Genomic DNA, 23,680 nt, shown 5'->3' on the forward strand with positions numbered 1-23,680 from the left:
CGCGGGCGGGCGGAAGCTGCCGTCGAACGCGTGGATGGCGTTGCGCCGACTGGGCTGGACGGCCGGTCCGGCCGCAGGTGTGATGGTCAACGACCGGATCGTGCGCATGGCCCAGGAGCAGGCCGGGCGTGCTCTGCGCTCGGCCTGCTGGCGGGCCGGGCTGACGTCCGCGGTCCTTGAGACGTGGCCGTGCGATCCGGGCAAGCGCACGCCCAAGGAGTGGGACCAGGTGCGGGAGGCGGCCCCGGGCGGCCGGTATCTCCCCTCGGGTGTGATCCACTCCCGCACACGGCAGATCGCCGCCTTCGCCGCGAAGAACGGCCGTCTGCCGGCTGCTGTGTTCGAGTTGGAGGCTCCGCCCCGGGCCGCACGGATGCTGCTGCTGTCGGCGTGTGACGGGCAGCAGGCCACCATCGAACGCGGCGAGGACAACCCACAGCGGGCGCTGCTGCGTGTGCAGTTGCCCACCCGGCCCGACCCGCGCTCCTACCGGGACTGGACGTGGGTGGCCTGCCCCATCACGCTGCCGCCCACGGTCCCTGCCGGTGCGGCGCTGCACCTGCCCACTCTCCGCCCTGCGGGCGGAAAGGTGCGCGCCGATCTGGCCTACACCCACGCCGTCCCCAAGGCCGGCCGCACCGGCCACACGGTCGCCCTCGGCGTGGACTGGGGCCTGAACACCCTTCTCGGCGCAGGTGCGGCCCGGCTGCACGACGACGGGCACATCACCACGCTCGGACACGGCGCCCAGTTCCGGGCGGCCGGTGTCCTGGCCAGGCAGCACCGCCTGCGGCGCCTGTCGGAACACCTGCACGCCAAGGCCGACCACATCGAGCGGCTCATCGCAGGTGACCCGCGGCACGAGCTGTCCGGCAAGCACGAGGTGCTGCGCGACGAAATCCGCTTCGTGTCCGACCGCGGGTCGCACCTCAACGATGCCCTGGCCTGGGCTGCCGCCCGCTGGACGGTGGACCAGGCCATCGCCGCACACGCCACGGTCATCTACCTGGAAGACCTGCGGTCGATGGAAGCAGGCGGCATGGGCCGTACCCACAACACCCGCTTGTCCCAGACCGTGCGCGGGCACATCGCCGACCGCATCCGGCATCTGGCCGCCGAGGCCGGGATCGCCGTCGTCACCGTCCCGCCCCGCAACACCTCCAGGCACTGCCCCCAGTGCCTCACCCCCTTGCGGCACCGCAAAGCCCCCGACCGGCCTACCGTGGCGGGCTGGAAATGGGCCATCTGCCCGGACCGGGCAGGATGCGGCTGGCAGGGCGACCGCGACCGCGGCGCCTGGCTGGGGGTGCCCCCTCTGGGGGAGCATCGCCGCACGCGGCCTGACGCATCAGGCCAAGACCATCACCGACCGGGCCACTGGGCAGATGGTGATCCGCACGGTGGTGGACACACTCGAAACCGCAGCGGTCATCACCGAGACCAGCCGGGCTGACCGGTCCAAGACCGGCCCCACCCGGCGCCGAACCACACGCCCCGCGCCCAGGCGACGCGGGGCACCCTCCCCCACCGGCCCCTCGGGTCCGGCGGGCAAGCGTCCGGAGGGACACGCACCACCGGGCCGGAGGACACTGCCCCGTGCAGCCCACCGGCACCAGGACGTGACGACGATCAGCACACCCTCCCCCGGACTTCGTTCGGGAGGACCACCATCCAGCCGACACCGGCCACGAGGAGCAGCACTGGGCGCGGGATTCCACCTGCACGCCCACGCCACCCCTCCACGATGGGCAGAACCCACACCAGACACCACATCTGACATGGGATCACCAAACTGATCAGAGACGCTCCTGAAGGAGCGGAACCTCCAACAGAGCATCAAGTACCGCAACAGCTCGCTCTACATGGCCGTCGAGCAGCTGCACCGGGACGGATACGTCACCCCGCAGGACACGCGGGGACGTCATCGCCGCGGCGAGGGATGCCTACGGGCCTCAGCGAGAGACATCACGCAGAGGAGGCCACCATTGGACGTGATGGACATGACGGACATGTGCGACCACTCGACCCTCGACCTGCGGCACAGCGGCTCGAACGGGTCCCCGACTGAAGGACACCCTCCATGCCAGAGCTGCCAGACGTCGAGGGGTTCCGGAAGGTGCTCAAGTCCTGCGCGAAGGGCAGGGTCATCCAACGCGTCGACGTACGCGACACGGGCGTACTGCACGGCACGAGCACGCGGCGGCTGCGCGACGCGCTGGTGGGCCGGCGTTTCACCGAGCCGGAGCGGCACGGGAAGTGGCTGCTCGCCCGCACGGGCGGGCCCACGCTCCTGCTGCACTTCGGGATGACCGGTCAGCTGGCCTGCGCCCGTCCCGACGACGCGGTCGAGGCCCACGACCGCGTCCTGTTCACCCTGGGCGGCGGGCGTCAGCTCCGCTACCGCGACCAGCGCAAGCTCCAGGGCCTCTGGCTGGCCGACGACGACTCCGAGGCCGCACGGCTGCTGGCGGGCCAGGGCCCCGACGCGTTGGCGGTGGACCGTGCGGAGTTCGAGGCCGCGCTCTCCTCACACCGCGGCAGGGTCAAGACAGTCCTCACCGACCAGAGCGTCCTGGCCGGACTCGGCAATCTGCTGGCCGACGAGGTTCTGTGGCGCGCGAGACTGCGGCCCACCGTCCGGGCGAGCGATCTCAACGAGGCCGACCGCCGCCGCCTGTACACAGGGATGCGCCGCACCCTGCGCTCGGCGGTCACCGCCGGGTGCGTGCCGCCGCGGGACTCCTGGCTCACCGGTCACCGCGACGACCCCGCCCCGGCCTGCCCACGCTGCCGCACCCTCCTGCGCCGGTCCCGTATGGCGGGCCGCAGCACGGTGTGGTGCCCGCAGTGCCAGCCGGACGGGTCCTGAGCCCCGGGCAGATCTCCGGGAGGTACACCGGAAGTACTCCGGGAGGTACACCGGGAGCATGGCACAGGCACCGGCCCGGACCGGCCGTAGCGGTTGCGGCGCCCGACCTCACGCCCAAGCATGGGCTGAGGAGTTCCGCACCACCGCCCCGGGAGCGACATGGAGTTGCGCGCGGACCGGCCTCGCGGCCTGTGCCGGACACGGTGCCCGGACCCGGCGTGACCGGAGGCGACATGACCGAAGCCGGCATGACCGGAGGTGACATGACCGGTACCGACCGGCCGCTGCGCTGTCTGGTCACCGGTGCCACCGGGTACCTGGGCGGCAGGCTGGTGCCGGAACTGCTGGCCGCCGGACACTCCGTGCGCTGCCTGGCCCGCTCGCCGGGCAGGCTGCGGGACCATCCGTGGGCCGGGCGGGCGGAGGCCGTGCGCGGGGACGTGACGGACGAGGCGTCCGTGCGCGCGGCGATGGAGGGGATGGACGTCGCGTACTACCTGGTGCACGCGCTGAGCACCGGGCGGGGCTTTGAGGAGACCGACCGGCGCGCGGCCAGGATCTTCGGTGAGCAGGCGCGCGCCGCCGGAATCCGGCGGATCGTCTATCTGGGCGGGCTGACCCCTTCCGGAGTGCCCGAGCACGCGCTGTCGCCCCATCTGCGTTCGCGTGCCGAAGTGGGCCGCATCCTCCTGGCCTCGGGGGTACCCACCGCCGTACTGCGGGCAGCCGTGATCATCGGGTCGGGCTCGGCGTCGTTCGAGATGCTGCGCCACCTGACCGAGCGGCTCCCCGTGATGGTGACCCCGAGCTGGGTGCGCACCCGCATCCAGCCGATCGCCGTCCGCGACGTGCTCCGTCTGCTCGTGGGGTGCGCGCGGCTGCCGTACGACGTGAACCGCGCCTACGACATCGGCGGGCCGGACGTCGTCACGTACCAGGACATGATGCGGCGGTACGCGGCCGTCGCCGGCCTGCCGAAACGTGTCATCCTTCCCGTGCCGCTGCTCACCCCCCGGCTGTCCAGCCTCTGGGTCGGTCTGGTCACCCCGGTGCCGGGCTCCCTGGCACGCCCGCTGGTCGAGTCACTGAAGTACGAGGTGATCTGCGCCGAGCGGGACATCGTCCGCCACGTGCCGGACCCGCCGGAGGGACCGGTCACCCTCGACCGGGCGATCCGGCTGGCTCTCCGGCGCGTCCAGGACGCGGACGTTGCCACCAGGTGGTCATCGGCCTCGACTCCCCGCGCCCCCAGCGATCCGCTGCCGACCGACCCCGACTGGGCCGGCGGAACCCTCTACACCGATCACCGTGAGCGCACGGTCGCGGCGTCGCCGGGGGCTCTGTGGCGGGTGGTGGAGGGGATCGGCGGCGAGAACGGCTGGTACTCCTCGCCGCTGGCCTGGTCCCTGAGGGGCTGGCTGGACACGCTGGTGGGCGTTGTGGGCCTGCGCAGGGGCCGCCGGGACGCGAACCGGCTGCGGATCGGCGACAGCCTGGACTTCTGGCGCGTGGAGGAGATCGAGCCGGGCCGGCTGCTCCGGCTGCGCGCGGAGATGCGGCTGCCCGGCCTGGCCTGGCTGGAGATGACCGTCGACTCGGACCGGCAGGGGCGCACGGTGTACCGGCAGCGGGCCCTGTTCCATCCGCACGGGTTTGCCGGGCACGCCTACTGGTGGGGCGTGGCTCCCTTCCACGCAGCGGTGTTCGGCGGCATGGCCCGCAACATCGCCGTCGCGGCGGAGTCGGCATCCCCCGAACCGGCCGCCACACCGGGTGCCCGCTGAGGGGGCGGGGTAGCGTGCGCGTCTCGGTAGCCCTGTTCACCGCGGACCTGCGGGTCCACGACAACCCGGTCCTGTGGGCCGCCCTGAAGGACGCCGAACGCGTGGTCCCGCTCTTCGTCGTCGACACCGGCATCCGCCGCACCGGCTTCGTCGTACCCAACCGGGCGGCATTCCTCGCCGACAGCCTGGCCGACCTCGACGCGGCCCTGCGTGCCCGGGGCGGCCGACTGGTGGTGCGCGAGGGCGACGTGGTCGAGGAGACCTGCCGCGTGGCGGCCCAGACCGGGGCCGCGGCGGTGCACCTCGCGGGCGGGGTGAGCCGTTACGCGACCCGGCGCGAGAACCGCCTGCGTACGGAACTGTCGGGCGAGGGACGCGAACTGCGCGTCCACGACGCTTCGCTCACCACCGTCCCACCGGGGGCGCTCACACCTGCGGGCAAGGACCACTTCGCGGTCTTCACCCCGTACTTCCGCCGCTGGGAGACCTTCTCCGTACGCCGCGTCCTGCCGGCACCGGACGCGGTACGGGTACCGGACGTACGTTCGGCCGGTCTACCCCGCGCACAATCCCTCGCACCGGGACCCACGTCGCCGGCTCTCCCCTCCGGCGGGGAATCCGAGGCCCGCCGCGCGCTGCGGTCGTGGCTGGCGGGCCCGCTGGCCGCGTACGAGGACCGGCACGACGACCTGGCCGCCGACGCGACCTCCCGGCTCTCCCCGTACCTGCACTTCGGCTGCCTCTCACCGACCGAACTGCTGCACCGGGCCCGCGCACAGGACAACCCCGGAGCGCACGCCTTCGTCCGCCAACTGGCCTGGCGGGACTTCCACCACCAGGTCCTGGCGGCCCGCCCCGACGCGGCCGACCACGACTACCGCCCCCGCCACGACCGCTGGCGCCACGCCACGAAGGACATCGAGGCCTGGAAGGAGGGCCGCACGGGCTACCCCGTCGTCGACGCGGCCATGCGGCAACTGCGCCACGAGGGCTGGATGCCGGGCCGCGCCCGCCTGCTCGCGGCAAGCTTCCTCACCAAGACGCTGTACGTGGACTGGCGGGTGGGAGCCCGGCACTTCCTGGACCTGCTCGTGGACGGCGACATCGCGAACAACCAGCTCAACTGGCAATGGGTGGCCGGCACCGGCACGGACACCCGCCCGGGCCGCGTCCTCAACCCACTAACCCAGGCACGCCGCTTCGACCCCCACGACGAGTACGTACACCGCTGGCTACCCGAACTCCGCCCCGTCGACGCCCCCACTCCGGCAGGGACTACCCCGCCCCGATCGTGGACCTGGCATCGGCCACCGCCCGCTTCACCTCAGCCAGGCAAACGGCGACCTCCTGAGGCCTGTTGAGCGCTGTTGAGCCCTATCGAGCCCTATCGAGCCCTATTGAGGCGCATCCTGCTGCGGAGCGCCCCGTACTCCCCCGGAAGGAGCCCGCTCACTACCACTTCGTGGCCTTGCATACACAATTGGTCGCTGTCTGCAATGAGATCGCCGCTGCACGAACGCGAAAACACCAGAGGCCCCGGATTCCCTCCGGAGCCTCTGGCCTGTGTGCACTCGGCAGGATTCGAACCTGCAACCTTCTGATCCGTAGGATCGGGCAGGCGGTTGGGCGGGGGCTCCGCCTTCCTCCCGGCTGATCGCTGACGGCCGTGCAACGACCGTATGTGAACTGGTGAAAGTGGTCGTGTTGTGAGCGCTGAACTCACAGCGTCGCAGGACCCCAAGCCCAGGACGGCCGCAAGTACAACTTTCTCTACGGGTTCAAGCACCCGTCGTCGTCGCTTCGCTCCTCCGGGCGGGAGCACGGGCATGAGGTCAGAACACGTCGTGGCTGGGGCGGTCGGCTCCGCGAACCGCGTGCCTCACTGACCGCCGCATGACGAACCGCAGCGAGGCCGAACCATGCCGAAACCCTGAGAGCCCACCCGATACAACAGCCGGATCACTCACCTGCCTGCCAACGCCCCGACAAGCCAAACGGTCCGACGGACGAACCGCCGGACCGCCGGACCGCTATGAAAGATCAATCACCGAAGGTGACGATGTAGACGGGGCTGTTGGTGCTGCCCTCGTTGTGCACTACCGGACAGGACGTCTTCTGCTGGCTGTGCTGGGTCTTGACCTGAATTCCGCAGAAGGGCGAATCGTCCCAGTTGAGCGTCTGGATGTTGCTGAGCACGGGGATGTTGTCCCCCCCGCCACTGGGGGCAGCGCTGGCCCCGCCGATGCCAGCGAGAAGGATTCCGCAGGTGGCTACGGCCACCCCTGCAATCTTCTGGACGGTCCTCATATGTTCTCCTTCGCTGCCGTGCCCCGGATCGGGCAGATACCTGGAGAACCATGCACAAAAGGGATCAGAGCGTAACGTCATTCATCTTTTGATCACTCCTACGGCCGTACAAATCACGAAGCTGCTGGACGAACTGAGCGGGCAAGAGGACTCGTTGGTCAGCGTTCGAACTGGCCGCAAATGCCCGCAGCTTCCCAAGCGTTCGTCACCCTCACCGCCCCCTCGTTCGGTCCCGTCCACAACTGCTAGACCGATCACGCGGGCAAGCCCCGCCCCTGCGGCTACGGCTGCGGCTGCGGCTGCGGCTGCGGCTGCGGCACCCACCATGCCGAGGACGACCCGGCGTTGGGCACCCCGCTGGACCCGGCCACGTACGACTACACGGGCGCCATGCTGTGGAACCCGCACGCCGGGCAGTTGTAGGCGCGCTTCACCACCTACCTGCGCCGCGCCCTGGCCGAACACCTCGGCATGACGCAGAAGGCGCTGAACGCATCCCTGCGCGTCTCGTTCGCCAAGGTCGCCGAGTATCAAAAGCGCGTGCCTGGTCCACTTCCACGCCGTGATCCGCTTCGACGGACCCGACGGCCACACCACCCCGCCCCCGCCCTGGGCCACCTTCGACGCCCTCCGCGTCGCCGTGGGCCTGGCGGTCAAGCGTGCCCGGCTCACCGTCGAGTCCGACGCCACCGGAGAACGCGTCATCGCCTGGGACGGCCGGTTCAAGGTGGACCCCGTCTCGGCCCTGGGCGACGGCGAACTCACCGACGCCAAGGTCGCCGGATACATCGCCAAGTACGCCACCAAAAACGCCGAAGGCACAGGCACCGTAGACCGCACCCTCATGTGCCGCCCCTGCGCCGGACGCGGCTATGCACGCGGCGACGCCCGCCTCGCTGTCGGCTGCACCAACTGCCATGGCACCGGGCAGGCCGAACCCATCAAGGCCCTGCACGTACGGCAGATGATCCGTACCGCCTGGGCCCTCGGCCACCTCCCCGAGTTCGCCCACCTCAAGCTCTGGAAGTGGGCCCACATGCTCGGCTTCCGCGGCCGCTTCTCCACCAAATCCCGCGCCTGCTCCACCACCCTCGGCGCACTCCGCGACGTACGCCGAGCCTGGCGCCTCGCCCAAGCCGAAGCCGCCCGCACCCGCGCCGGCCTCCCCACGAACGACGGGAACACCACCCTCGTCACCGCCTCCGCGTGGACCTACCTCAGCAGCGGCTACCGCCCCGGCGAAGAACTCCTCGCCGCCCAGGTCCGCCACGACATAGCCCACACACAACGCCTCAAGCAGGAAGGACTGGTGCTCGCATGACGACGGCCGTGCTCACCGTGGACCAGGTCACCGTGGACCAGGTCACCGAGCGTCTCGGCATCAGCCGCTGGAAGGTCCACGACCTGATCCGCTCCCGCGACCTCGCCTCCTTCAAGATCGGCCGCTGCCGCCGCATCAGCGAAGTCGCCGTGCACGACTACATATCCCTCCAGGCCGAACAGGAAGCCGCCTGATGGCCAAGCCGAAGAAGAACCCCAACAACGAGGGCACCATCTACGAGCGCGAGGACGGTCGTTGGGAGGGAATTGCGTACGTACTGGCGACGAACGGCACGTACAAGCGGCGCAGCGTCTACGGCAAGACCTGGGACGAAGCGCACGAGAAGCTGACCGCTCAAGGCCGACTCTCGCCAAGGGCAAGGTCCGCAGGACCACATTCGTCAACTACGAGTCGCTGGTGCGCAACTACGTCACCCCGGAGTTCGGCAAGAAGAAGCTGGTGCGGCTCACCGCCCGCGACATCCGGGCCTTCCTGGCCAAGACGGCCGTGCTGCGCTCAGGGCAAGGACAAGAAGCGACCGGAGCACAAGCGGCGCTGCTGCGCCCTCCGCAAGTGCTGCAAGAAGCTCCCGTCCGATCGGACCGTGCGCTTCCTGCTGGTGATCCTCCGTGCCGCCCTCCAGCACGCCGTACGGGAGGACGAGTTGCCCCGGAACGTGGCCCGGAACGTGGAGCTGAGCATGGGCACGAAGCGCGAGATCGAACCGCTCACCGCCAAGGAGGGGTGTCAGCTCCTGGCGGCGGCCCGAGACAACCGTCTGTGGACCGCGTACGAACTGGCGGTCCGCATCGGCCTGCGGCGTGGTGAACTGCTGGGGCTGCGCTGGTCGGATGTGGATCTCCCCGAGGGGGTCCTCACCGTCCGGCAGGCTCTACAGCGGGTCGGCGGCGAACTGCTGATCGTCGCGCCGAAAACGCAGCGCTCGGCTCGCCGCGTGGCCCTGCCGCCCGAGTGCGTGACCGCACTCTGTGCTCAGCGTGCCCAGCAGATCGCCGACCGTAAGGCCGCTGGCGCGAACTGGAAGGGGACGGCCCACGGCCTCGTCTTCACCACGAAGAACGGGACCCCCATCGAGCCGCGCAACCTGAACCGGTCCTTCGAAGCGCTCTGCGTCCGCGCCGGCGTCCGCAAGGTTCGTTTCCACGACCTGCGCCACACCTGCGCGTCCCTGCTTCACGAACGGGGCGCCGACGCCCGCATGATCATGGAAGTCCTCGGCCACAGCTCGATCCGAGTGACCATGGACATCTACACCTTCGTCCGGCTCGACTCCCAGCGCTCTGCCTTCGATCGTGTCGGCGACGCGCTGAGGGGTGACGGCAATGATCCGGACGATGACGACGGCGCGGCCGGTGTCCTCGTAGCCGTCTGATCCGCCCCCGAATGCGGTTGCCGTCAAACACTGCCGTCAAGGCATAAGCCAGAGGCCCTGTGGATCACTCCACAGGGCCTCTGGTCTGCTGTGCACTCGGCAGGATTCGAACCTGCAACCTTCTGATCCGTAGTCAGATGCTCTATCCGTTAAGCTACGAGTGCTTGTGTGTTCTGTTGTGTTGGCTCTTCCTTCCGGGCTTTTCGGCCCGGTCGGCGTTGCGGGAACAACATTACATGACTGGCAGCGTGAGGCGAAATCCGTTTGCCGCACCTGACCTGACCTGCGAAAACGACCCATGGCGGGCCTCGTACGCGCCCCGGATACGACCCCCGGAACGGCCGAAGCCCCGGTCGTCGGAGACCGGGGCTTCGGGAGCAGGTGCGGAGGCGGAGGGATTTGAACCCTCGATGGGCTTTAAGGCCCAAACCGCATTAGCAGTGCGGCGCCATAGACCGGACTAGGCGACGCCTCCATCACAGCCGCCCGCGCGAGCGCGAGTGGCGTGTGCAGATGATGACACAGCCGAGCGGGGTGTCACCAATCGCCCCCCACGGTACTAGGCGGAGAGGCCGCAGGGCAAAGCCGTATGGCGGTCCGGCGGCTCGGGGTTTTCGTCGCGGATGATCTCCCGGGCTTTGCCGGGCCCTGAGTGCCTGAGGGGACCTGGAGAGCCCAGGGCCCGGAAGCCCGAAAGCCCGAAAGCCGGGAAGCCGGGAAGCCCTCCAGGCCGCGGGAGGCCGGGAAGCCGGGAAGCCGGGAAGCCGGTGGCGCAACCGCGCGCGTCCGCCGGCGTTAGGCAGGTCATGGTGCGCCCCTCTTCCTTTCCTCCCCGTCGCCCCGCCGCCCTGCGCCGGTTCCTCCTCGGAGCCGCCGTCCTCGGAGCGATCACCGGTCTGACCTCCGTGCCCCCGGCGGCGTACGCCGAGAGCGGTGCGCCGAGGCCCCTGCCGGCACCGGTACCGGCACCCGTACCCCCACCGGCTCCCGGAGATCGGCTGACCGTCACGGTCGAGGGCGCCGGCGGTGCCGCCGACGGGACGTACAAGCTGGAGTGCCACCCGGACGGCGGGAGCCACCCCGACGCCCGGGCCGCCTGCGGGAAGCTCGACGGGAGCACGACCTGGGGACGGGACCCCTTCGCCCCCGTGGCGCCCGGCACCGTGTGCACGATGCAGTACGGCGGTCCGGCCACCGCCCACGTCACCGGCACCTGGGCCGGCCGCCCCGTCGACTCCCGCTTCGACCGCGGGAACGGCTGCGAGATCGCCCGGTGGGACGCGCTCATCCCCGTGCTTCCCGACCTCAGCCGCGGCAAGTAGGGCAGAGGCAGTCCGGGTAGCCGCGCCAAGGGGGCGGAAGCGGAGGGCGGAGTACGGCAAACGGTGGGGTACGGCAAGTGGCCGAGTACGGAGTCGAGTACGGGGTCGAGTACGGAAAGGTCGGCCACCGAGCCGTCTTGCGCCGTACATATGTGCGGTCAGCCACCCGGTGCCCCGGCTTCGCGAAACGGATCATCGTGCCCCGCAGGGCGAAACGCACGGTCACAGGTCCGCCGCAGATCCCCATAAAGATCCACGTGCGACCTCCCTCTCATCCGGCGTCGCGAGCGCAACCACTGCCCGTAGACTCCCTCGCGTGACACGCTGCGAGCCGGTTGGCAAGATGGCCCGGGCAGTCGGCAAGATGCGGTAACAGGGAGGAAGCGTCTCGTGAGCAGCAGGCCATCCCGAGGCGCTGCTCGCCTCGCAGCCATACTCGACGCACTTCCTGATGCGTTGCTACTGGTCAACGCCAACGGGACCGTCGTCAACGCGAACACCATCGCCCTGGAGGCCTTCGAAGCCCCGGGGACCGCCTTGGTGGGGCGCGGGCTGCTCGATCTGCTGCCCGAGTTCGACTCCCGGCTCATCCCCGGGTCCATGCGGCGCCCCGACTCCATCGACCCGCACGGACGCACCAAGCCGACCCGGATGATCGCGCGGAGGACCGACGGGAGCGAGTTCCCGGTCGAGGTCACGAGCGCGAACCTGGAGAACGGCCAGCAGGCGTACGACGGTTACGGCTACACCGGCGACGAGCTGCTCATGCTCGTCGTGCGCGACCTGTCCGGCACGCTCGACACCGAAGCCGAACTCGCGCGTGCGCAACGGCAGACCGAGATGATCCTGCGGGCCGCCTCCGAGGGTGTGGTGGGGACGGACACGGACGGGCGCATCGTGCTCGTCAATCCGGCCGCCGCTCAGATACTGGGCTACAGGGCCAGTGACCTCGGTGGGCGGGAGCTGCACACCCTCGTACTGCACTCCCGTGAGGACGGCTCCCCCTTCCCGTACGCGGAGTCGCCCCTCGCCGACACCCTGCGCTCGGGGCGCAAGCACCGGGTGCGCGGGCAGGTGCTGTGGTCGAAGAGCGGCAACAAGGTGCCGGTCGACCTGACCACCGCGCCCGTGCGCGACGGTGACCAGCTCGTCGGTGCCGTCATGACCTTCACGGACCGGCGGCCGTACGACGCGCTCGCCGAGGAGAAGCAGAGCGAGACCGCGAAGCACGCGGAGGAGCTCGAGAAGCTCACCGCCGAGCACGCCGAAGAGCTCGGGAAACTTCGCGAGGAGCACGCCGGCGAGCTCGACGAACTGAACGAGCGGCACGCCGAGGAAGTCGCCGCCGGGGACGAGCGGTACGCGGCGCTCGGCGAGCGCGAGAAGGACCGGTACGAGGCGCTCGCCGCGCGGCACGATCAGCTCCTCGCCGTGCTCGGGCACTCCCTGCGCGGCCCGCTCGAACAGCTCCGCGGCGAACTCGGCAAGCTCGCCGCCGACGACGCCGGCCAGCTCTGGCCCGAGGCCAACCAGGTTCTCCACCATCTGGCGGCCGGGTACTCGCGCATCACCACGCTCGTCGACAACGTCCTCGGCTACCAGCACCTCGACTCGGGCGACGACGATCTCGTACGGACCGCGGTGATGCTCGACGCCGTCGTCGCGGCGGGCGTCGACGGGGCCGTCGAGCTGATCGGCCCCGGGCGGGTGCAGTTCGCCGTGCACGCGCCTCCCATCGAGGCCGAGGTGGACCAGCAGCGGCTCGCGATCGCGCTCGCGCACCTCATCGCGGACGTGGCCGGGGTCGACGCGACGGGCAACTCGCCCGTCGCGACCGGCGGCTATATGGACAACACGGTGGTCGTGGCCGCCGCGCAGCGCGGCGAGGTCGTCCGTATCGAGGTGCGCGGGCCGTATGCCGGGGGAGACCCTGTGCACCAGCCGATCGTCGGCGGGATCGTGCGGGCGCACGGCGGTGTGCTGCAGACACACGAGGTGCCGGGCATGAGCGGCAGCGCGTATGTGCTTGAGGTGCCGATCGGTGGCGGTGCCGGGGCGGTTCCGGCTCAGCAGCAGCCCGCGGCCGACGCCGCTGCGGCCGACGAGGGCACCGCTACCGACGGTGTCGGCGCCGAGGTCGCGGTGCCGGAGCAGGCCGCGGGAAGTGCTTCGGGAAACGCCTCCGGGCGCGGGCGGCGGCGGGCGCATCGGTCGTCGGTGGACGCGTTCCTGGAGAGCGAGGAGCCCGAGGCGGAGGCCGCCGCGCCCACCGGGCGGCGCAGGCGGCGGGCAGAGTCCGCGGACGGTGAACCCGAGCCGGTTCCGGCGTCGGGCGAAGGGAACGAGGAGGCGTCCGCCGACCCCGGTGCCGGGTCCGGTGGTACGGGACGGCGGCGTGGGCGGCCCAGTCCCGCGGAGAGCAGCGCGCAGGGGGTCTCCGAGGGCGCGGTCGTCACGGCCGCCGAGCATGCGGCGGGCGCCGCGGCCACCGGACTGGGGCAGACGGTGCCGCCGCAGGGCGTGCCCGCACCCGCCGGGCGGCGGGCTCGCCGGGACACCGAGCAGCACGCCCTGCCGCCGGCGCTGCCCGCGGCCCCGAGCGCGCCGGGCCCCTCCGGTGCTGGCGGTGCCGATGGACAGCCCCAGCCGACCGGGCGGCGTCGCCGGGCCCTCGCCAACGCGGAGGAGCGCGCCGCCACGCAGGCGGCCCCGGGCCGGGCCGTTTTCGCGCTGCCGCCCGCCGCGGCCGACCGGACACCCGAGTACGAGGCCGCGCACGGCGCTGCCGCCGCCGCGGCTGCTGCTGGGCCGGCGAGTGGTGCCGGTGGTACCGCGGCTCCCCTGCCCCCTGGAGTTCCCGTGGCTCCGGCCCCCCAGGCTGCGGGGCAGGTTCTCGCCCTGGGGCCCGGAGTGGGTGCCGGAGTGGGTGCCGAAGTGGGTGCCGGTCAGGCGACCGAAGTACCGGGTGCGCCTGGTGCCGGCATGCCGGGTGCCGGCATGCCGGGTGCCGGTATGGCCGGTGGCGCGCCCGGTGCCGGTGTGCCGGGCGGCGTACCCGGTGCCGGTGTGCCTGGTGAGGGTTTGCCGGGTGGGGATCAGGCCGGTGACGGGCGCCATGACACGGCGCGTGATCCGTCCGACGACCACACCCCGCCGCAGCCGCACCCGTTGCCCGCACCGACAGGCCGCCGCCGGGGCCGTCGCGCTCCGGAGCAGGGTGAGACAGCACTCGCGCCCGCACAGGGCGTCCCGGCGCAGCTTCCGCCCGCACAGGGCGCCGTGCCGGGGCAGGCCGCTGCCGCTGCCGTTGCCGGTCGCGGGATGCAGGCTCCAGCGAGAGGCGAACAAGCCGTCCCCGCGCAGGGCGTTGCAAGGCAGCAGCCCGTGCCCCCGCAGGGAGCGCCGGCTCCGGCCGGGCAGCCCGTGCCCGCGCGCGGAGTGCCCGCGCCCGCCCAACAGCCCGTGCCCGCACAGGGAGTTCCGGGTCGTGCGCAGCCTGTCCCCGCCCAGGGAATCCCCGGCGGAGCGCAACCGGTACCTGCCCAAGGGGTCCCTGGCTCAGCTCAGCCCGTACCCGCCCAGGGGGTCCCCGGCGCCGCCACCGGTCAGCCCGTGCCCGCGCAGGGTGTTCCGGGTGTGACCGTCCCCGCCCAGCTCCCGCTCCAGATCGGCCCCACCCCGGCCGGCCCCAACCCGGCCGGCCCCAACCCGGCCAGCCCCGCGCAGGGAGCCCCCGGCGCACCCGCTCCGGGGCAGCCCGTGCCGGCGCAGCCCGCTCGGGGGCAGCAGTCCGCGCAGGCGGCGCCCCCGGGCATCCCCGTACAGGCTGGTCCTCAGCCCTGGTCCGGAGCAGACGACACTTCCGGTGCCGGTATGCCCGCCCCGGCCGCCCATCCCGTACAACCCGGCGCTCCCGCACAAGCCGCGTCTCCCGCTCCGGCGGAGCAGACCACTGCGTCCGCCTCGGCGCCCGGCACCCCGCTCCCGCCCGAGCAGCCGCAACAGCCCGCACAGGCGCAAGCCCAGGCGGCACCCCAGGCGCAAGCGCAAGCCCCGGCGCGGACCGCGCAGCCGCTGCCCGCCGAGGCCGCCGCCCCGGTCGACCCCAACTCGACCCAGGGGCGGGCGATCAGCGTGCGCACGCTCGGCCAAGGCGTACCGTTCGCCCGCCAGCCCCAGCCCGGTGCCGCCCCCACTCCTGCCTCGCACCAGAGCAACGGTTCGGGCACCAACGTCTCCGGCCGCCGCCGCAAGCTGGGCACACCGCCCGAACCCCCGGGCGCCCGGAGGCGGGCGCTCGCCCCCACCCGCAGCCGGGGCAGGCCCAGGCGGCGGCTCCGGCCCCTGCCGCGCAGGCACCCGTACCGGCGCAGCCGTCTCTGGCCGGACAGGTCCCGCTCCCCGCGCAGCCCTCGCTCGCCGGCCAGTCGCGCCTGGCCGGTGTCACCGACGGCGCCGGGCGCTCGTATGCCATAGGGGCACCCGACGAGAACGCCGACGAAGGCCCCGAGCCGCTCGACGGCCCCGGTGGCGCGGTGGAGGTCTCCGATCAGCCGCAACCGCGGCCAATGGACGACGAACTCCCCCCGGAGCCGCTCGACAACCCGCGCCGCCTCCTCGTGTGGCCCGCGCCCGACGTCACCACGCAGCAGGCGCTGAGCGACCGCGGCTACCGGCCCGTCATCGTGAACTCGCGCGAGGAGGTCGACGCGCAGATCGCCGCCTTCCCTGCCGCCCTGTTCGTCGACCCGCTCACGGGCCCGATCACGCGTACGGCTCTGCAGTCGCTGCGTCAGGCAGCCGTCGCCGCCGAGGTGCCGGTGCTCGTGACGGCCGGCCTCGGGCAGGCGTCGCGGGACGCGGCGTACGGCGCCGATCCTGCCGTACTCCTGAAGGCCCTCGCGCCACGCGACTCCGAGCAGCATCCGCCACGCGTCCTGCTCATCGAACAGCACGCGGAGATCGCGCTGGCGCTGACGGCGACGCTGGAGCGCCGTGGCATGCAGGTTGCGCGGGCCGCGGCCGACGCGGACGCGGTCACACTCGCCGCGCAGATGCGGCCGAACCTCGTGGTGATGGACCTGTTGCAGGTACGCCGCCGCCATGCCGGAATCGTCGACTGGCTGCGCGCGAACGGCCAGTTGAACCGCACTCCGCTCGTCGTCTACACCGCCGCCGTCGACCAGGCCGAACTCCCGCGTCTGGCCTCCGGGGAGACGGTCCTGTTCCTCGCGGAACGCTCGACGAGCCCCGAGGTACAGGACCGGATCGTGGACCTGTTGGCACGTATCGGCACGAACTGATCACGAACCGGGACCGACCGTATGTGGCTGGGGCGCTGTTTCACGTGAAACAGCGCCCCAGCCACATATTCAGCAGAAGCCGTTCGACGCATCAGATCCGCGTGACGTCCAGATCCCCCTCGGCGTACCGACGGCGCAGCACCTTCTTGTCGAACTTGCCCACGCTGGTCTTCGGTACCGACTCGATGATCGTCCAGCGCTCGGGGAGCTGCCACTTGGCGATCCTGCCTTCATCGGCGAGGAAGGACCGGAGGACCGCGAAGTCGGCGGTGGCGCCGTCCTTCAACACGACCGTGGCGAGGGGGCGTTCGCCCCACTTGTCGTCCGGTACGGCGACGACGGCGGCCTCGGCGACGTCCGGGTGGGCCATCAGGGCGTTCTCCAGCTCGACGGACGAGATCCACTCGCCGCCCGACTTGATGACGTCCTTGGCACGGTCGGTGAGGGTCAGGAAGCCGTCCGGGGTGATGGTGCCGACGTCACCGGTCTTGAGCCAGCCGTCCTCGCTGAACTTGTCGGCGGGACGCAGGGGTTCGGCACCCTCACCGCCGTAGTACGCGCCCGCGATCCATGGCCCGCGCACCTCCAGCTCACCGGCCGACTCCCCGTCCCAGGGCAGTCGCTCGCCGCCGGGTCCGGTGAGCCGGGCCTCGACGCCGGCGGGGAAGCGGCCCTGGGTGAGCCGGTACTCGAATTCCTGCTCGGTGCCGACGACATGGGCGGGCGGACGCGCCACCGTGCCGAGCGGCGAGGTCTCCGTCATCCCCCACGCGTGGCAGACACGCATACCCAGCTTGTCGAACGCCTCCATCAGCGAGGGCGGACAGGCCGAGCCTCCGATGGTGACCTGGGTGAGCGAACCGACGTCACGGGGGCGCTCGCCGAGCTCGGCGAGCAGTCCCTGCCAGATGGTCGGGACGGCCGCCGCATGCGTGGGCTGCTCCTTCTCGATCATCTCGGCGAGCGGTCCGGGCTGCAGAAACCGGTCCGGCATCAGCATGTTCACGCCGGTCATGAACGTGGCGTGCGGCAGCCCCCAGGCGTTCACGTGGAACTGGGGGACCACGACGAGGGACGTGTCCTGATCGGTCAGGCCCATGGACTGGGCCATGTTGACCTGCATGGAGTGCAGGTAGATCGACCTGTGGGAGTAGACCACGCCCTTGGGGTCGCCCGTCGTGCCGGAGGTGTAACACATGGCCGCGGCACTGCGCTCATCCAGCTCGGGCCAGTCGTACGTCGTCGGCTTGCCGGCCACGAGCTCCTCGTACTCGTGCACCCGCGGGGTCACCCCGGCCAGCAGCGAACGGTCACCCGGCCCGGAGACGACGACGTGCTCGACCGAGGTGAGGTGCGGGAGCAACGGTGCGAGCAGGGGGAGCAGCGAACCGTTCGCGATGACCACGCGATCGGCGGCGTGGTTGACGATCCACGCGAGCTGCTCGGCCGGAAGGCGGAGGTTGAGCGTGTGCAGCACGGCGCCCATGGAGGGGATCGCGAAGTACGCCTCGACGTGCTCGGCGTTGTTCCACATGAGCGTGGCCACGCGGTCGTCGCCCTCGACCCCGAGGTCGTCCCTCAGGGCGTGTGCCAACTGCGCCGCGCGTGCCCCGATCTCGGCGAAGGAACGGCGCTGCGGTTCACCCTCCCCGGTCCATGTGATCACCTGCGATGTCCCGTGCAGGGCCGATCCATGACTCAGGATCCTGGAGATCAGCAGCGGTACGTCCTGCATCGTGCTCAGCACCGGGGGGCCTCCTCATTGAAGCGGCTACGCGAGGTAGATGTCCCGCGATTGTGCTGGCGTACCACGCAGTATGTCACTAGGCGACGGAGGATTGGTCCGCCCGTGTCGGGGCTTGGCGTGGGCGGTGAGCACGTGAGTGCGGCCCCCCGTGGCTGCGGTCCATCGGGGGCGGCTGTCCATGAGGGCAGCGGTCCATGAGGATGATGGCAGCGAGGTGGGCCGGCCTTGCGACGAGGCCAGCCCGGCTGCGGACGCGCTACACGAAGGGCACGTTCATGCAGGCGAGCCGCGCTCCGGCCGTGCCCGCATGGCCTTCGTGCGTGGCGGTGGCCATCTCGTGCAGCACCACGGAACGGGCTCCCCTCTCACGGAAGCGCCAGTCCACCGTGGCAAGGGACCGGGCCGAGCCGTGCTTGTCGGCGGTCAGGTCCAGCCATGCCTCGTTGTCCGGGTTGGCGTACTCGGGGTCGACCGAGGGCTGCGTCGGGTCCAGCCGGTCCTGGTAGTGCGGCCCGGCGTCGGCGGGCAGTTTGCCGCACGGTTTGGTGTGGACGTGGGCGCCGTAGACGCGGTCCGCGGCGAGGTCCTTCACACGCAACTCGATCCGCGTCCCGCCGTCGCGGCGCAGTGTCTCCTCGACCTGCACCCTGCCGCCCACCGGCACCAGCTCGGAGTCGTAGGTCACTGCCTGTGCGTAGGGCGCCGCGCTCACCGGAGCGAAGACGGTCGCGACGACCAGCCTCGGCACCGAGCCCTTCGCGGCCCTTGGCTCGGCGGCGTCGGCCGTCGCCATCACACCGGCACCGGCGGCGACGGCGAGGACACCGGCGACTGCGACCAGGGCGCCCTTGTTCGTGGCGGTGAAACTGTGCCTGGGCATGGTTCTTCTCTCCCGTACGCACTGAGTGGGGGGAGTCCACGCTGTCGTTTCCCGTACGCGGCGGCAGCGCCCAAGTCCAGTCTTTTCAGGGAGACTTGATGCCGCATGCCGCATGCCGCATGCCGACTGGTGCTTGGGATCAGCACAGTACAACAACGGACAAGCCATACCGAATCTCCTACCGATGGGTACTGGGGAGACCCCGTGGAAGTTCGCGCCCGGCACTCCCACGACTCCCCAGGGCAACTCGCGCCTCACAGCGCCCGGAGGCACCGCGGTTCACGGCACTACCGCACGGGCTCCAGCTCGGGGTCCTCCCGCAGCTTGCCCAGGGCCCGCGACACCGCCGACTTGACCGTGCCCACGGACACTCCGAGCACCTCGGCAGTCTGCACCTCGCTCAGGTCCTCGTAGTACCTGAGGACGACCATCGCCCGCTGCCGAGCCGGCAGCCTCATGATCGCCCGCCACATCGCGTCGTGCAGCGCCTGTTGCTCGGCGGGATCCCCGGTGGCCGCCGACTCCGGCTCCGGCAGCTCGTCGCACGCGAACTCGTCCACCTTGCGCTTGCGCCACTGCGACGTCCGCGTGTTGAGCAGAGCACGCCGTACGTAACCGTCGAGGGCCCGGTGGTCCTCGATCCGGTCCCAGGCGACGTACGTCTTGGTGAGCGCGGTCTGCAGCAGGTCCTCCGCGTCGCTCGGGTTCGCGGTCAGCGACCGGGCGGTACGCAGCAGCACCGGCTGGCGGTCCTTCATGTACGACGAGAACGACGGATACGGAAGGGTCTGCCTCGCTGAAGCAGCGGCGTTCGAAGCGCTGGTGCAGACGGGTGTGGTCATGGCTCCACGCTAAGAGCGACCCCCGATCCGGCGGATCGGCCGGAAGTCCCGAAGGCGAATCACCCTCAGGTTGTAGGAGTAGGGCAGACCCCACCTCCTGAAGGTGGACGAGTGGCCCTCACGTACTGAGGGTGTACCCCTGAGAGACACCTCCCCTGGTCGTAGGCGCCGCACCACTCACCCCTCCGCTCCCAGAACCAGCCCGGACGTCGGGACCCCCGTCCCGGCCGTGACCAGCACCCTCCGGGCTGCCGGTATCTGGTTCACCGCCGTGCCCCGCACCTGCCTCACCCCTTCCGCGATCCCGTTCATCCCATGGAGGTACGCCTCCCCGAGCTGTCCCCCGTGCGTGTTGACCGGAAGTCGTTCCTCGGCCACGAAGTCGGCTGCCTCCCCCGCCCCGCAGAACCCGAACTCCTCCAACTGCATCAGCACGAACGGCGTGAAGTGGTCGTACAGGATCCCCACGTCGATGTCCGCCGGCCCCAGCCCCGACGTCCGCCACAGCTGCCGCGCCACCACCCCCATCTCGGGCAGCCCGGTGAGGTCGTCCCGGTAGAAGCTGGTCATCTGCTCCTGTGCCCGCCCCGCACCCTGGGCGGCCGCCAGGATCACGGCGGGTGGGTTGGGCAGGTCACGGGCCCGCTCCACCGAGGTGACGACGATCGCCTGACCGCCGTCCGTCTCCTGACAGCAGTCCAGCAGCCGGAGTGGTTCGACGATCCACCGCGAGGCCGCGTGCTCGGCCAGCGAGATGGGCCTGCCGTGGAAGTACGCCGCCGGGTTGGTCGCCGCGTACTTCCGGTCCACCACCGCCACATGCCCGAACGCTTCGGGTGACAGCCCGTACGCGTGCAGGTACCGCTGGGCCGCCATCGCCACCCACGACGCCGGCGTCAGTAGCCCGAACGGCAGCGCCCAGCCCAGCGCGGCCCCCTCGGCCGAGGGTTCGCGGTGCTGCACTCCCGAGCCGAACCGCCGCCCCGAGCGCTCGTTGAACGCCCGGTAGCAGACCACGACCTCGGCCACCCCGGTCGCCACCGCGAGCGCCGCCTGCTGGACCGTGGCGCACGCGGCCCCGCCGCCGTAGTGGACCCGTGAGAAGAAGGACAGCTCCCCGATCCCGGCGGCCTGGGCGACGGTGATCTCCGGGCTGGTGTCCATCGTGAACGTGACCATCCCGTCCACATCGCCCGGCGTCAGCCCCGCGTCGTCGAGCGCGGCCCGCACCGCCTCCACCGCCAGCCGCAGCTCACTGCGCCCCGAGTCCTTGGAGAACTCGGTCGCCCCGATCCCGACGACCGCCGCCCGCCCTCCGAGGGCGTCCCGCGTCCGTACGCTCATCAGGCGCCCCTGGAGGGGAGGGTGACCGTCACGGTGCCCGTCACATGTCTGCCGATGCCGTTCTCCCCGACGACCCGCACCGTCGCCGTGCCGTCCTCGACCGTCTCCACCGACGCGGTCAACACCATCCTGTCGCCCGGGTAGTTGGGCGCCCCGAGCCGTATGTCCACCTTACGGAGGACCGCTCCTGGGCCGAAGTGGTCCGTGATGTACCTCCCGACCAGGCCATTGGTCGTCAGAATGTTCATGAAGATGTCCGGCGAGCCCTTCTGCCGCGCCAGCTCCGCGTCGTGGTGCACGTCCTGGTAGTCGCGCGAGGCGATGGCCCCGGCGACGATCAGCGTGCGGGTGATCGGGATCTCCAGCGGTGGCAGCTCCTCACCTGTCCTCATACCGCCTCACCTCCTGCGATCCCTCCAGTACCTCCAGTACGCCCAGTGCCCCCAGACACTGCGGTCCCTCTGGTCTCTCCGGCCCCTTCCGCTCGTTCGGCTCGTTCGGCTCCCCGGGCTCCCCGGGATTCCTCGGCGTCGCTCACGATCAACTCCCCCAACTCCTCCAGCACTTCACTCCCGCACCCCAGGTACGCGTCCAGCTGCCGCCCCCATAGGAAGTGCCGGTGGACGGGATGCTCCAAGTCGGCTCCCATGCCGCCGTGCAGATGCTGTCCGGCGTGCACCACGCGCTGTCCCGCCTCGGACGCCCACCAGGCGGCTGTCAGAGCCTCCATGGCGTAGGGCAGGCCCTGATCGCGGCGCCAGGCCGCCTCGTACACCGTCACGCGTATCGCCTCGGTGTCCATGTACGCGTCGGCCGCCCGCAGTTGGACGCCCTGCTTGACGGCGAGGGGCCGTCCGAACTGCTCCCGGCTGTTCGTGTGGGCCACGGCGCGCGCCAGCGATCCCGCGCACACCCCGGCCTGCAGGCCCGCGAAGGCGGTGCGTGCGGTGGCGAGCACGTCCTCGTACGCGTCCGGTGTCCCCAGCAGCTCCCCCGGCGTACCGTCCAGGGTCAGCCGCCCCGCCGCCCAGGGCGCCGTCGACTCGACCGGCTCACAGCCCGCGTCAGCGGCCCGCACCAGCCACAGTCGCCGCCGCTCGTCAGGCACGAGCACATGCGTGGCATCCCTCAGCCAGGGCACGAGGGGCACGGTGCCGGTCAACTCGCCCCGCTCGGAGGCCCGTACACCCCCCACGGCCGGCAACGCCCCGCTCACCACCGCCGAGCCGTCGCGGATCCCCGGCAGGAGCCGTCCCCGCTGCTCCAGAGAGCCGTGTGCCCCCACCGTCAGCAGCCCGTACACGCAGCTCGTCGCGAAGGGCACCTGAGCCGTGGTGCGCCCCTGCTCTTCCAGGAGGAGGGCCAGGCCGAGGAGGCCGATGTCCTCCACGGCGCTCACGAGTCCGGCGGCGCACAGCGCCTTCCACAGCTCCATGTCGCTGCCGGTTCCGACGGTGGCGAGTTGCTCGTGCGTGGCGAGGTCGCCGAAGATCCGCGCGGCCAACTCGCGGGCGGCGGTCTGCTCCTCCGTGGGCGTGAAGTCCATGTCAGTCCCCACCACCCTCCGGGACCCGGAAGACCGGCAGCACCAGCTCTCCGTCCTCGTCGTCGAACCGCGCGAACTCCAGCAGCACCGGCAGACCGATCCGCACCTTGTCGTACGGCACCCCCACCACGTTGCTGACGATCCGCACGCCCTCTGCCAGCTCGATCAGTCCGACCGCGTAGGGAGGGTCGAACGCCTCGAAGCGTGGGTGGTGCATGACCACGTACGAGTAGACCGAGCCCTCGCCGCTCGCCTCGACCGTGTCCCACTCCAGCGAGCCGCACGCGGTGCACCCCGGCAGCCAGGGGAAGCGGAGCGTCCCGCAGTCGCCGCAGCGCTGGATGAGCAGCTGGTGGCGGGCCACTCCCTCCCAGAACCCGGCGTTGTCCCGGTTGACCACCGGGCGTGGGCGCCGGCTCCGAGGGCCCTTCGGCTTGCGCCGGGCGGGTGCGTACTTGAGGATCCGGAACCGGTGCGTGCCCGCCGGTTCGCCGCCCGCCTGTACGTCCGTCCGCGTCGTGACGAAGTACCCCGTCCCCAGCTTGGTCGTCTTGCGCTCCGAGACCGACTCGATCACCGAGTCGAAGGTGATCTCGTCCCCGGGCCGCAGAGGGCGCAGGTACTCCTGCTCGCAGTCGGTGGCGACCACCGAGGTGTACCCGGCGTCGTCCAGGAGTGCGAACATTTCGTCGTACGCCTCCGAGCGGCCGCTGTGCCCGGACAGGCCGCCCATCGTCCACGCCTGGAGCATGGTGGGGGGCGCGACGGCGTCCGGCCCCGCGTACGCCGGGTTGGTGTCGCCCATCGCCTCGCACCAATGGCGGATCATCGGCCCGTTCACCCGATCCTTCCCCATGCCGCCGACCGCCGCCGGACGCCCCTCGTACGCCTTCAGCCGCACGGACAGCTCCTCGTCCGCTTCCAGCTCCTTGAGCTCCGTCCCTTCCCGATCCGTCTGCTCTGGCTCATGCCGCTCCGGCTTCTCCGGCCCGTGCCGCTCCGTCTGCCCTGTCTGCTCCGTC

At 71.3% G+C, this 23,680-nt stretch carries 16 protein-coding genes, 2 tRNA genes and 2 pseudogenes; 10 read left to right on the top strand and 10 right to left on the bottom strand.

Annotated elements, in window-relative coordinates; translation table 11 throughout:
• Positions 1–34: 34 nt before the first annotated feature.
• The 4 genes and pseudogenes from E0500_RS08235 (at position 35) to E0500_RS08250 (ending at position 6,004) form a co-directional block, all read left to right on the top strand.
• Positions 35–1,453, top strand: coding sequence for a zinc ribbon domain-containing protein (locus tag E0500_RS08235; protein WP_258572674.1), 1,419 nt, complete (start codon positions 35–37; stop codon positions 1,451–1,453).
• A 627-nt stretch (positions 1,454–2,080) separates the two neighbouring features.
• The gene (locus E0500_RS08240) at positions 2,081–2,869 is read left to right on the top strand and encodes an Fpg/Nei family DNA glycosylase (protein WP_131569959.1); all 789 of its coding nucleotides are present in this window, start codon (positions 2,081–2,083) and stop codon (positions 2,867–2,869) included.
• A gap of 263 nt (positions 2,870–3,132) precedes the next feature.
• Entirely contained in the window at positions 3,133–4,653 is a 1,521-nt protein-coding gene (locus E0500_RS08245; protein WP_165935188.1) for an SDR family oxidoreductase, read from the top strand.
• Positions 4,654–4,667: 14 nt separating this feature from the next.
• Positions 4,668–6,004, top strand: a pseudogene (locus E0500_RS08250) (cryptochrome/photolyase family protein).
• A gap of 689 nt (positions 6,005–6,693) precedes the next feature.
• Here E0500_RS08250 and E0500_RS08255 read toward each other — a convergent pair.
• Positions 6,694–6,960 carry a hypothetical protein gene (locus E0500_RS08255; RefSeq protein WP_131569953.1) on the bottom strand — a complete coding sequence of 89 codons (267 nt, stop codon included), beginning with the start codon at positions 6,958–6,960 and terminating at the stop codon, positions 6,694–6,696.
• Positions 6,961–7,107: 147 nt separating this feature from the next.
• On the opposite strand from E0500_RS08255, the pseudogene E0500_RS08260 reads away from it, so the two are divergent.
• From E0500_RS08260 to E0500_RS08270, 3 genes and pseudogenes are all read left to right on the top strand, one after another.
• Positions 7,108–8,281, top strand: a pseudogene (locus E0500_RS08260) (replication initiator); the annotation flags it as partial.
• Positions 8,278–8,475: a helix-turn-helix domain-containing protein gene (locus tag E0500_RS08265; protein ID WP_131569951.1), complete on the top strand. Its 198-nt coding sequence runs from the start codon at positions 8,278–8,280 to the stop codon at positions 8,473–8,475. The pseudogene E0500_RS08260 and the gene E0500_RS08265, both read left to right, overlap by 4 nt.
• A gap of 410 nt (positions 8,476–8,885) precedes the next feature.
• Complete coding sequence (locus tag E0500_RS08270) at positions 8,886–9,674, top strand: site-specific integrase (protein ID WP_309504993.1); 789 nt, start codon at positions 8,886–8,888, stop codon at positions 9,672–9,674.
• 91 nt (positions 9,675–9,765) lie between these two features.
• Here the strand turns inward: E0500_RS08270 and E0500_RS08275 are convergent.
• Together E0500_RS08275 and E0500_RS08280 are read right to left on the bottom strand one after the other, a co-directional pair.
• A tRNA-Arg gene (locus tag E0500_RS08275) sits at positions 9,766–9,838 on the bottom strand.
• Positions 9,839–10,058: 220 nt separating this feature from the next.
• Positions 10,059–10,149 (bottom strand) — tRNA-Ser (locus E0500_RS08280).
• A gap of 331 nt (positions 10,150–10,480) precedes the next feature.
• Between E0500_RS08280 and E0500_RS08285 the strand changes: the two genes are divergently transcribed.
• The 3 genes from E0500_RS08285 to E0500_RS44895 all read left to right on the top strand — a co-directional run bounded on the left by E0500_RS08285 (position 10,481) and on the right by E0500_RS44895 (position 16,299).
• Entirely contained in the window at positions 10,481–10,996 is a 516-nt protein-coding gene (locus E0500_RS08285) for a subtilase-type protease inhibitor (protein WP_258572677.1), read from the top strand.
• Between the two features lie 390 nt (positions 10,997–11,386).
• Entirely contained in the window at positions 11,387–15,472 is a 4,086-nt protein-coding gene (locus tag E0500_RS08290) for a PAS domain-containing protein (RefSeq protein ID WP_309504994.1), read from the top strand.
• A gap of 92 nt (positions 15,473–15,564) precedes the next feature.
• Positions 15,565–16,299, top strand: a complete 735-nt coding sequence (locus E0500_RS44895; protein ID WP_309504995.1) for a hypothetical protein — start codon at positions 15,565–15,567, stop codon at positions 16,297–16,299.
• Between the two features lie 91 nt (positions 16,300–16,390).
• Here the strand turns inward: E0500_RS44895 and E0500_RS08295 are convergent, their stop codons facing one another.
• The 7 genes from E0500_RS08295 to E0500_RS08325 all read right to left on the bottom strand — a co-directional run bounded on the left by E0500_RS08295 (position 16,391) and on the right by E0500_RS08325 (position 23,583).
• Positions 16,391–18,046: a long-chain fatty acid--CoA ligase gene (locus E0500_RS08295; RefSeq protein WP_181586915.1), complete on the bottom strand. Its 1,656-nt coding sequence runs from the start codon at positions 18,044–18,046 to the stop codon at positions 16,391–16,393.
• Between the two features lie 256 nt (positions 18,047–18,302).
• The gene (locus tag E0500_RS08300; RefSeq protein ID WP_131570309.1) at positions 18,303–18,926 is read right to left on the bottom strand and encodes a superoxide dismutase family protein; all 624 of its coding nucleotides are present in this window, start codon (positions 18,924–18,926) and stop codon (positions 18,303–18,305) included.
• Between the two features lie 287 nt (positions 18,927–19,213).
• The gene (locus tag E0500_RS08305) at positions 19,214–19,768 is read right to left on the bottom strand and encodes a SigE family RNA polymerase sigma factor (RefSeq protein ID WP_131570311.1); all 555 of its coding nucleotides are present in this window, start codon (positions 19,766–19,768) and stop codon (positions 19,214–19,216) included.
• A gap of 177 nt (positions 19,769–19,945) precedes the next feature.
• Positions 19,946–21,112 (bottom strand): lipid-transfer protein, encoded by a 1,167-nt coding sequence (locus tag E0500_RS08310; RefSeq protein ID WP_131570313.1) that lies wholly within the window; start codon positions 21,110–21,112, stop codon positions 19,946–19,948.
• Positions 21,112–21,504: a MaoC family dehydratase gene (locus E0500_RS08315; RefSeq protein ID WP_131570315.1), complete on the bottom strand. Its 393-nt coding sequence runs from the start codon at positions 21,502–21,504 to the stop codon at positions 21,112–21,114. The genes E0500_RS08310 and E0500_RS08315 overlap by 1 nt, the downstream gene beginning before the upstream one ends.
• Entirely contained in the window at positions 21,501–22,658 is a 1,158-nt protein-coding gene (locus E0500_RS08320) for an acyl-CoA dehydrogenase family protein (RefSeq protein ID WP_131570317.1), read from the bottom strand. Before E0500_RS08320 ends, E0500_RS08315 begins: the two co-directional genes overlap by 4 nt.
• A 1-nt stretch (position 22,659) precedes the next feature.
• Positions 22,660–23,583, bottom strand: coding sequence for a bifunctional MaoC family dehydratase N-terminal/OB-fold nucleic acid binding domain-containing protein (locus E0500_RS08325; RefSeq protein ID WP_131570327.1), 924 nt, complete (start codon positions 23,581–23,583; stop codon positions 22,660–22,662).
• Positions 23,584–23,680: the final 97 nt, after the last annotated feature.

The organism is Streptomyces sp. KM273126 (assembly GCF_004337435.2).
Taxonomy (GTDB): Bacteria; Actinomycetota; Actinomycetes; order Streptomycetales; family Streptomycetaceae; genus Streptomyces; species Streptomyces acidicola.

Bases quoted from the DNA above. Each gene is read 5' to 3' on its own strand.
- E0500_RS08320 (WP_131570317.1), bottom strand. From the start codon at position 22,658: ATGGACTTCACGCCCACGGAGGAGCAGACCGCCGCCCGCGAGTTGGCC.
- E0500_RS08310 (WP_131570313.1), bottom strand. From the start codon at position 21,112: ATGAGCGTACGGACGCGGGACGCCCTCGGAGGGCGGGCGGCGGTCGTC.
- E0500_RS08305 (WP_131570311.1), bottom strand. From the start codon at position 19,768: ATGACCACACCCGTCTGCACCAGCGCTTCGAACGCCGCTGCTTCAGCG.
- E0500_RS08240 (WP_131569959.1), top strand. From the start codon at position 2,081: ATGCCAGAGCTGCCAGACGTCGAGGGGTTCCGGAAGGTGCTCAAGTCC.
- E0500_RS08255 (WP_131569953.1), bottom strand. From the start codon at position 6,960: ATGAGGACCGTCCAGAAGATTGCAGGGGTGGCCGTAGCCACCTGCGGA.
- E0500_RS08315 (WP_131570315.1), bottom strand. From the start codon at position 21,504: ATGAGGACAGGTGAGGAGCTGCCACCGCTGGAGATCCCGATCACCCGC.
- E0500_RS08245 (WP_165935188.1), top strand. From the start codon at position 3,133: ATGACCGGTACCGACCGGCCGCTGCGCTGTCTGGTCACCGGTGCCACC.
- E0500_RS08265 (WP_131569951.1), top strand. From the start codon at position 8,278: ATGACGACGGCCGTGCTCACCGTGGACCAGGTCACCGTGGACCAGGTC.
- E0500_RS44895 (WP_309504995.1), top strand. From the start codon at position 15,565: ATGGACGACGAACTCCCCCCGGAGCCGCTCGACAACCCGCGCCGCCTC.
- E0500_RS08300 (WP_131570309.1), bottom strand. From the start codon at position 18,926: ATGCCCAGGCACAGTTTCACCGCCACGAACAAGGGCGCCCTGGTCGCA.
- E0500_RS08285 (WP_258572677.1), top strand. From the start codon at position 10,481: ATGGTGCGCCCCTCTTCCTTTCCTCCCCGTCGCCCCGCCGCCCTGCGC.
- E0500_RS08235 (WP_258572674.1), top strand. From the start codon at position 35: ATGGCGTTGCGCCGACTGGGCTGGACGGCCGGTCCGGCCGCAGGTGTG.